Source organism: Polaromonas sp. CT11-55 (assembly GCF_047303325.1).
In the GTDB taxonomy this organism is placed as follows: domain Bacteria; phylum Pseudomonadota; class Gammaproteobacteria; order Burkholderiales; family Burkholderiaceae_C; genus Polaromonas.
In genome coordinates this window covers 1-1,008 of the sequence record NZ_JBKBEX010000060.1, presented here as the reverse complement: position 1 = coordinate 1,008, position 1,008 = coordinate 1, and the positions used below count along the sequence as shown (strand labels likewise).

Genomic DNA, 1,008 nt, shown 5'->3' with positions numbered 1-1,008 from the left:
AGGGCAAAAACGTGTTTGAGCGAAGCGAGTTGTTTTTGACCCCGCTTGGCTCGAGCACCGCAGGTTGCCCCGTAGCGCAGCGTAGGGGACCCAGACTGCGGGTCGCCTTTCTTTTGGGTACTTTTGGTGTTTGCGTAACTTCGCTTCGCGAAGTGAGCAAACCCCGCGCGCGTAGCGCGCCTTTGGCGAACAAAGAAAAGCCGCTTTGCGGGTTTCGCCAAAAGTGCCTCGCCCGCCGGGGCGAGACCCGGCCAGCAGCTCTCAGCAGAGCAAGGGGACTCGCATGCTCACAGTAAAAAACATTAACCAATACTACGGCGGCTCCCACATCCTGCGCGATGTGAGCCTGGACGCACACCTCGGAAAAGTGACGGTGCTGCTGGGCCGCAACGGCGTGGGCAAGACCACGCTGCTCAAATCGCTGATGGGCCTGGTGCCTATCAAGACCGGCACGATTGAGTTCGACGGTAAACAAATCCAGTCCAGCACGCCTTATGAACGGGCAAGAGCAGGGATAGGCTTTGTCCCCCAAGGCCGCGAAATTTTTGCCCGCCTGACAGTGGAAGAAAACCTGCGCATGGGCCTGGCCTACAAGAGTGCTGCAACACCCATCCCGGCCGAGCTGTATGAGCTGTTCCCGGTGCTCAAGCAGATGCTGGGCCGCCGCGGCGGCGACCTCTCGGGCGGGCAGCAGCAGCAGCTGGCGATTGCGCGCGCGCTGGCGGCCAAGCCCAAGCTTTTGATCCTGGACGAGCCGACCGAGGGCATACAGCCCAGCATCATCAAGGACATAGGCCGGGTGATACGCATGCTGGCCGACCGCGGCGACATGGCCATCCTGCTGGTGGAGCAGTACTACGACTTCGCGCAGGAACTGGCCGACGACTACCTGGTGATGGAGCGCGGCGAGTTCATCGCGCGCGGGCAGGGCAAGGATATGGAAGCCAACGGCGTCAGGCAGCTGGTGGCGATCTAGGGTTTTTTCTCCCTCTCCCTCTGGGAGAGGGC

The 1,008-nt window shown here is 61.5% G+C and carries 1 protein-coding gene; it reads left to right on the top strand.

The genetic code is table 11. From position 1 onward, the window contains the following. Positions 1–283 precede the first annotated feature (283 nt). Entirely contained in the window at positions 284–976 is a 693-nt protein-coding gene (gene urtE / locus ACEN8I_RS24110) for an urea ABC transporter ATP-binding subunit UrtE (RefSeq protein WP_413331189.1), read from the top strand. Positions 977–1,008 lie beyond the last annotated feature (32 nt).